The sequence below is a fragment of the Patulibacter sp. genome, from assembly GCF_030655195.1.
GTDB lineage: Bacteria > Actinomycetota > Thermoleophilia > Solirubrobacterales > Solirubrobacteraceae > Patulibacter.
Genome location: NZ_JAURWA010000039.1, coordinates 1 through 7,192, shown reverse-complemented (window position 1 = coordinate 7,192; position 7,192 = coordinate 1). Strand labels below are relative to the sequence as shown.

General features: G+C 73.3%; 9 protein-coding genes. 8 read left to right on the top strand and 1 reads right to left on the bottom strand.

What is annotated here, in order from left to right; translation table 11 throughout:
* The coding region (locus tag Q7T67_RS04075; protein ID WP_304786264.1) for a prenyltransferase/squalene oxidase repeat-containing protein at window positions 1-540 on the bottom strand (540 nt) is incomplete at its 3' end.
* Between the two features lie 143 nt (window positions 541-683).
* On the opposite strand from Q7T67_RS04075, the gene Q7T67_RS04070 reads away from it, so the two are divergent.
* The 8 genes from Q7T67_RS04070 to Q7T67_RS04035 all read left to right on the top strand — a co-directional run.
* Entirely contained in the window at window positions 684-1,121 is a 438-nt protein-coding gene (locus Q7T67_RS04070; RefSeq protein ID WP_304786262.1) for an iron-sulfur cluster assembly scaffold protein, read from the top strand.
* 97 nt (window positions 1,122-1,218) lie between these two features.
* Window positions 1,219-2,232 (top strand): hypothetical protein, encoded by a 1,014-nt coding sequence (locus tag Q7T67_RS04065; protein ID WP_304786260.1) that lies wholly within the window; start codon window positions 1,219-1,221, stop codon window positions 2,230-2,232.
* Complete coding sequence (locus Q7T67_RS04060; RefSeq protein ID WP_304786257.1) at window positions 2,229-2,759, top strand: cysteine dioxygenase family protein; 531 nt, start codon at window positions 2,229-2,231, stop codon at window positions 2,757-2,759. Before Q7T67_RS04065 ends, Q7T67_RS04060 begins: the two co-directional genes overlap by 4 nt.
* A gap of 70 nt (window positions 2,760-2,829) precedes the next feature.
* Complete coding sequence (locus tag Q7T67_RS04055; RefSeq protein WP_304786255.1) at window positions 2,830-3,690, top strand: MBL fold metallo-hydrolase; 861 nt, start codon at window positions 2,830-2,832, stop codon at window positions 3,688-3,690.
* A gap of 147 nt (window positions 3,691-3,837) precedes the next feature.
* Window positions 3,838-4,152, top strand: a complete 315-nt coding sequence (locus tag Q7T67_RS04050; protein ID WP_304786253.1) for a non-heme iron oxygenase ferredoxin subunit — start codon at window positions 3,838-3,840, stop codon at window positions 4,150-4,152.
* Window position 4,153: 1 nt separating this feature from the next.
* Window positions 4,154-5,605, top strand: coding sequence for a Fe-S cluster assembly protein SufB (gene sufB / locus Q7T67_RS04045; RefSeq protein ID WP_304786251.1), 1,452 nt, complete (start codon window positions 4,154-4,156; stop codon window positions 5,603-5,605).
* Window positions 5,602-6,888, top strand: coding sequence for a Fe-S cluster assembly protein SufD (gene sufD / locus Q7T67_RS04040; RefSeq protein WP_304786249.1), 1,287 nt, complete (start codon window positions 5,602-5,604; stop codon window positions 6,886-6,888). The genes sufB and sufD overlap by 4 nt, the downstream gene beginning before the upstream one ends.
* A 97-nt stretch (window positions 6,889-6,985) precedes the next feature.
* Window positions 6,986-7,192, top strand: a 207-nt coding sequence (locus Q7T67_RS04035; RefSeq protein WP_304786247.1) for a hypothetical protein, incomplete at its 3' end; no start/stop codon positions are given.

Below are 7,192 nucleotides of genomic sequence, written 5' to 3'. Positions count from 1 at the left end.
CAGCCATGTCGCCCCGCGCCCCACGGCCCCGGCGTCGGCGCCGACCGCCACCAGGGCGAGCAGCGCGTAGGCGGTCGGCCCGAGCCGGGCCGGTCCGGAGGCCCCGTCGGGGAGGCCGCCGTCGGGCCGCTGGCGCCGGACGAGCTCGGCCGCCGCGTCCCGGGCGGCCGGCTCGTCGGCCCGGCCGGCCGGGGCGAGCACGAGCACGAGCCGCGCCAGGTCCTCCGTCGCCGTGAGGTCGTCGGCCTGGGCCTCCAGGTATTCGAGGGCGGTCGTCCCGCGACGGGGCTGGTCGGCGGGGTGGAGGCCGACGGACGCGAGCGCGAGGGCCGCCCAGACGCTCGACGCCGGGTCCGAGCGGGTCGCCCCCGGGGTGGTCCCGAACCCGCCGTCGTCGCGCTGTGCCGCCTGCAGCCGGGCGACCGCGCGGTCCAGCGGGCCCTTCGCGGTCGCGGCCCGGGCCGCGGCGGGGCCCGGCACCCCGGGGCGTCCGGGGAGGACCGCCGGGACGGCCGCGACGGAGGCGGCCGCCAGCGTCACGGCGAGCACTCGTATTTTGGTCCCCCTAACCACGAGGCGCCGAAGGTACCAGAGGCCGCGCGGGATGCGGTGCACGCACGCACGGGTGCCGGGATCGGCCGTCGCGCGTGGTGCCCGGCGCCACGTGCGACCATGGAGTGGTCATGGACGAGCTCTACCGCGAGAACATCCTCGATCACTACAAGCGTCCGCGGAACTGGGGCACCCTCGACCCCGCCGACCTGGAGTTCGAGGACAAGAACCCGTCCTGCGGCGACCAGCTCAAGGTGATGATGCGGGTCGACCCCGAGGGCGTGGTGACGGACGTGCGCTTCGACGGCCACGGCTGCGCGATCTCCCAGTCCTCGGCGTCGATGGCGTCGGAGGAGCTCGTCGGGATGACCGTCGACGAGCTCCGGGCCCTGGACCAGGACTTCATCCTGGAGCTCCTGGGGATCGACATCTCGGCCACGCGCATCAAGTGCGCGCTCCTCTCCCTGAAGATCATCAAGTCCGCCGCGATCGGCGCGAACGTCGACTGGGAGGACGCGCCCGACGCCGTCCCGCCCGCGAGCGGCACGGGCTCGTCCGCCGGCTTCTGAGGGCCGGAACGCCGGTTGGGCACGGGGATCCGGGGCGGTCGTCCGGGCGCCCGGACGTAAAACCATAAAACCCGGACGGGTTTGCTAGGTTTACCCGGTGAGCACGCCGACCGACCTGCACCAGCACGCATGGCCGGAACCGTTCCTCGCCGCGCTCTCCGCGCGCACGGACGGTCCCCGGACCCGCGTCGAGGCCGACGGGAGCTGGCGCCTGCTGCTCCCGGGCGAGCCGGACTGCGTGCTCGGCGAGTGCGACATCGACCTGCACCGTCGCGAGGGCGCCCTGTTCGCCGCGGGTCTGGACCGCGCGCTGCTCGTGCCGCCGCTGGCCATCGGGATCGACGGCCTCGAGGCCGACGACGCCCGGCAGCTCCTGACCTCCTGGCACGAGGGCGTCCTCGCGCACGGCGGCCCGTTCGGCGTCTGGGCGGCCGTGCCGTCCCGCGATCCGCAGCCGCGCGACCTGCGCCTGGCGCTGTCCCGCGGCGCGATCGGTCTGGCGCTGCCGGCGGCGGCGCTGGCCGACGCCGACGCGCTGGAGCGCCACGGCCCCGTGCTCGAGGAGCTCGCCCGGGCCGACCGTCCCCTCTTCGTGCACCCCGGCGCCCCGGCCGGCGGCGCCGCCTCGGGCCGTCCGGACGACGCCGCGTGGTGGCCCGCGCTGGGCGACTACACGGGACAGCTCCTGCGGGCCTGGGCGACCTGGCTGGACCGCGGCCACCGCGCCCACCCGACGCTGCGGGTCGCCTTCGCCGCCCTGGCCGGTGGCGGCGCCCTGATGCTCGAGCGTCTCGGCGCCCGCGGCGGCCCCGTCGACCTCGCCCGGTCGGAGCACATCGCCTACGAGACGTCGTCGTTCGGGCCGCGCACGATCGTCGCGGCCGCGCAGTCCGTCGGCGTCGACCGCCTCGCCTTCGGGAGCGACCGCCCCGTCGTCGCCCCCGAGGAGCAGCACGTCCCCGTGATCGCCGGGATCGACGCCCGCCGTCTGGCGAGCGTCGCCGCGGGTCGCCTGCTGGGGGACGCCGACGACGTCGCGCCCCCGGTCGCGGACGACGGCACAGGGGCCGGGTCCGGCGCCGCCCCGACGCCGGTGCGGGTGGCGGCATGAGCACGGTCGCGCGCCCCGCCCACGAGTTCGAGGGCGACTACCCCGTCCGCCGCGGCACCCTGACCTCCGGCGAGCTCGCCGAGCTGGCCCGGACGATCGCCGAGGAGCCGTCGCGCTGGGAGGACGTCGTCCGCCACGACCCCGAGCAGCGCACCTACGCCCTGCTGCACCAGGACGAGGACGTCACGATCTGGCTGATCTGCTGGGGCGAGGGCCACGACACGGGCTTCCACGACCACGACGTCTCCAGCGCCGGTGTGGCGGTCGCGTCGGGCGAGGTCGTCGACGAGCGGCTGACCGCCTTCGGCGACCCGATCCGGCGCCGCCTGGACCCCGACAACGGCGCCACCATCGAGCCGACGGAGATCCACCGCATGCGTCACGGGGGCGGGGTCCCGGCGGTCTCGATCCACGCGTACTCGCCGCCGCTCCTGCGCACCGGCGCCTACGAGGTCGCGGCCGACGGCCGGCTCCTGCGCCACGCCCAGCCCGGCGAGGACGCCCTGGTGCCCGTCGGGGGCGCCTGAGGGCGAGGGGCGGCGCTTCCGCGCGGCCGGGGCGTCGTTCCCTCGGGCTTCCGGGGTAGGCTCGCCGCCGGTGAGCACGCCGCTGCGGATCCATCATCTCGACTGCGGGACGATGTGCCCGCACGGCCTGGTCCCCCTGGGGCTCGCGCCGCCCGACCCGGGGCACCTCGTCGCGCACTGCCTGCTGGTCGAGGCGCCCGCCGGCCTCGTCCTCGTCGACACGGGCTACGGCACCGGCGACGTCGCGGACCCGCGGCGCCTCGGCCCCGCCCGGCACCTCCTCGGCGCCCGGCTGGACCCCCGCCAGACGGCCGTGGCGCGCGTCCGCGCCCTCGGCCTCGACCCCGCCGACGTCCGGCACGTGCTGGTCACGCACCTCGATCTCGATCACGCCGGGGGCCTCGGCGACTTCCCGAACGCGACCGTGCACCTGCACGCCCCCGAGCTCGTCGCGGCCCGCGCCCGACGACGCGACGCGCGGCTGCGCTACCGCCCCGCCCAGTGGGCCCACGGCCCGCGCTGGGCCCCTCACGCGACGCCCGACGGCGACCGCTGGCGCGGCTTCGAGCGCGTCTCCCTGGTCGCGGACGTGGGCGTCCAGATCGCGCTGGTGCCGCTGCCCGGCCACTCCGCGGGTCACGCGGGCTACGCGATCGACACCGGTGCGGGCTGGCTCCTGCACGCCGGCGACGCGTTCCTGCACCCCGACGAGATCGCGACCCCGCCGGTGCGCAGCCGGAGCCTCCGCGCCTACCACCGCCTCAACAGCGCGGACCACGGCCTCCTGCTGGAGAACGCCGCCCGCCTGGGGGAGCTCGCCCGGGACCACGCCGACGACGTCGACGTCCTCTGCTCCCACGACGCCGTCGCGCTGCGCCGGCATCAGGCCCTCCGGGACGGCCCGTCGAGGGCCCTCGCGAACGGGGCTTAGGGCGCCCTAGTTCGTAATCCCTTCAATTTGGGGCCGTGATCGGCGGCCGGTCGCGATACAATCCCGTCCATCGGCATCGGACATCGGGATCGGGCACGTACCGTGCTCAGGACCTGTCCGGTCCATGTACGCCACACCGCCCTCCCTGTGCCCCTGATCGACGTCTGCCCGCTGAACGACCTCCCCTCGGGGGGGCGCGTGACGCTGGAGCACGACGACGTCGAGATCGTCGTCGTCAACTGCGACGGCGAGATCCTGGCGATGGAGGACCGGTGCAGTCACGACGACGGCGACATGTCCGACGGCGAGCTCGACACCGCCGCGTGCACCATCGAGTGCCCGCGACACGGTTCCGTGTTCGACCTGCGCACCGGGCGACCGAAGACCCTTCCGGCCTACCAGCCGGTCGACACCTTTCCCGTCGTCATCGACGGGGACACGATCAAGTTGGAGATGGACTGACATGCCCACGCCTCCCGAGACCACCGGCTCGCTCCTCAACCAGGAGGAGTCCTCGCTCGTCGACCTGAACGCCGACTACACCGAGAAGTACGGCTTCCACGACGCCGAGAACTACCTCTACAAGGCGCCGAAGGGCATCAACCGCGAGATCGTGGAGAAGATCTCGGAGTTCAAGCAGGAGCCGCAGTGGATGCGCGACTTCCGCCTGAAGGCGCTGGACTACTTCTTCGCCCGTGAGCAGCCGACCTGGGGCAGCCCGATGCTGGCCGAGGTCGACTACGACGACATCCACTACTTCGTCCGGGCCTCCGAGCGCTCCGAGCGCTCCTGGGACGACGTCCCCGAGGACGTCAAGAAGACGTTCGACCGCCTGGGCATCCCGGAGGCCGAGCGCAAGTTCCTCTCCGGCGTCGGCGCGCAGTACGAGTCCGAGGTCGTCTACCACCAGGTGAACGAGGAGCTCGAGAAGCAGGGCGTCATCTTCACGGACATGGACACGGCGCTCCGCGAGCACCCCGAGCTCGTCCGCGAGTACTTCGCCACGGTGATCCCGCCGAACGACAACAAGCTCGCCGCGCTCAACAGCGCCGTGTGGTCGGGCGGCTCGTTCGTCTACGTCCCGCCGGGCGTGCACGTCGAGATGCCGCTGCAGGCCTACTTCCGCATCAACACGGAGAACATGGGCCAGTTCGAGCGGACGATCATCCTGGCCGACGAGGGCTCGTACGTGCACTACGTCGAGGGCTGCACCGCCCCGACGTACTCCAGCTCGTCGCTGCACTCCGCCGTCGTGGAGCTGATCGCCAAGCCGGGTGCCCGCATCCGCTACACGACCGTGCAGAACTGGTCCAACAACGTCTTCAACCTCGTCACGAAGCGCGCGATCGCCGAGAAGGACGCGACGGTCGAGTGGGTCGACTGCAACCTCGGCTCCAAGCTGACGATGAAGTACCCGGCCGTCTACCTCATGGGTGAGCGCGCGCACGGCGAGGTCCTCTCCATCGCCTTCGCCGGCAAGGGCCAGCACCAGGACGCCGGCGCGAAGATCGTGCACGCCGCGCCGAACACGACGTCGAACATCTTCGCCAAGTCGATCTCCAAGGACGGCGGGCGCTCCAGCTACCGCGGCCTGCTCGAGGTCGGCAAGGGCGCGGTCGGCTCCAAGTCGAAGGTCGTCTGCGACGCCCTGCTGCTCGACGACAAGTCGCGCACGGACACGTGGCCGACGATCCGCATCGACGAGGACCAGGTCGACATCGGCCACGAGGCCACGGTCTCCAAGGTCGGCGACGAGCAGCTCTTCTACCTGCAGTCCCACGGGATCGACGAGGAGGAGGCCGCGAAGCTCATCGTCAACGGCTTCATCGAGCCGATCGTCAAGGAGCTGCCGATGGAGTACGCGGTCGAGATGAACCGGCTGATCGAGCTCCAGATGGAAGGGAGCATCGGTTGAGCACGACCACCGCGCCCGCACCGGTCTGGCTCTCCGCGCTCCGCTCCGGCGCCGCCGAGGAGCTCCCCACCATCGAGATGCCGCAGTTCCGCGGCACGCCCGGGTGGGAGTTCACCGAGATCCCCGAGCTCGACCTCGACGCGTTCCCGAGCGCGCAGACGGTCGACCCGGGGCTCGTCGGGTCCGCGGCCGAGGACGCGCCGTGCGTCTTCGACCACCTGCCCGAGGGCACGATCCGCCTGACGCAGGTCGACCACGCCGTGATCGCGGAGTCCGCCGCGCTGCGGGATCCGTCCACGAACCAGGCGATCGTGCTGCCGCTCGAGGTCGCCGCCGCCGAGCACCCCGAGCTCGTCGAGAAGTACCTCGGCAGGATCGAGACCGCCCGCACGCCGTTCACGGCGCGCAACGACCGCGACTGGACGGGCGGCTTCTTCGTCTTCGTCCCGCGCGGCGTCGCGCTCGAGGCCCCCGTCCTGCTGACGCTGATCCAGGAGCAGGCCGGCCGCAGCGTCGCGCCGCGCACCCTGATCGTGCTCGAGGACGGCGCGTCGGCCGAGGTCTGGTCGCAGACGACCTCCGCGACGCCGGACCTCGAGGCGCTCGTCAACGGCGTCGTCGAGATCCACGTCGGCCAGAACGCCCGCCTGCGGTTCGTGGACGTCCAGGACCTGTCGGAGCGCTCGTGGATCTTCGGCGCCCAGCGCGCGACGATCGAGCGCGACGGCTGGATGGACTGGATCACGCTCGGCCTCGGCTCCGCCAAGGGCAAGGTCTTCCAGGAGACCTCGCTCGACGGGCCCGGAGCCCACGGTCGCGTGACCGGCGGCTACGCCACGCACGGCAAGCAGCACCTCGACTTCGACACGCTGCAGACCCACATGGCGCCCAACACGACGTCGGACCTCGCGTTCCGTGGCGTGCTGGCGGAGAAGAGCTCCACCGTCTGGCGCGGCATGATCAAGGTCGACGAGCAGGGCCAGCAGACCGACGCCTTCCAGGAGTCGCGCAACCTGCTGCTCGGCCGGAAGGCCCACGCGGACAACATCCCGGGCCTCGAGATCGCGGCCAACGACGTCCGCTGCACGCACGCCGCGGCGATCGCGCAGATCGACCCCGAGCAGCTCTTCTACCTGCGCTCGCGCGGGCTGGGCCTCAACATGGCCCGCCGGCTCGTGATCGAGGGCTTCCTCGCGGAGCTCGTCACGCGGTTCGAGGAGGGCCCCGTGCGCGAGGCGCTCGGCGAGATCCTCCAGCGCCGCATGGACGCCGTCCTCGGCTAGGACCTCGGCGGCGGGGGACGGCGTCCTCGGACGCCCGTCCACCGCGGCCCGTCCGGTGCGGCACGGACCGGATCGCCCGGCCGGACGGTCTGACAGCATGGGCGTCGTGCCCCGGGACGCCCGCTCAGCAACACCCGTCGCCGGGGTCGCGCGGCGCCCCCTGTCCGGGACCGTGGTCGCCCTCACCGCGACCGCCCTGCTGGCGCTGCCCGCCGGCGCCGGCGCCGCCGGCCGCGTCACCTCCGACGGGGGACCACGCCTCGGCTCCGCGTCGACCGCCAAGCGCTGGGCCGCCCGCGCCGCG

Coding starts and splice junctions, on each gene's coding strand:
- Q7T67_RS04070 (WP_304786262.1), top strand. CDS start 684: ATGGACGAGCTCTACCGCGAGAACATCCTCGATCACTACAAGCGTCCG.
- Q7T67_RS04060 (WP_304786257.1), top strand. CDS start 2,229: ATGAGCACGGTCGCGCGCCCCGCCCACGAGTTCGAGGGCGACTACCCC.
- sufB (WP_304786251.1), top strand. CDS start 4,154: ATGCCCACGCCTCCCGAGACCACCGGCTCGCTCCTCAACCAGGAGGAG.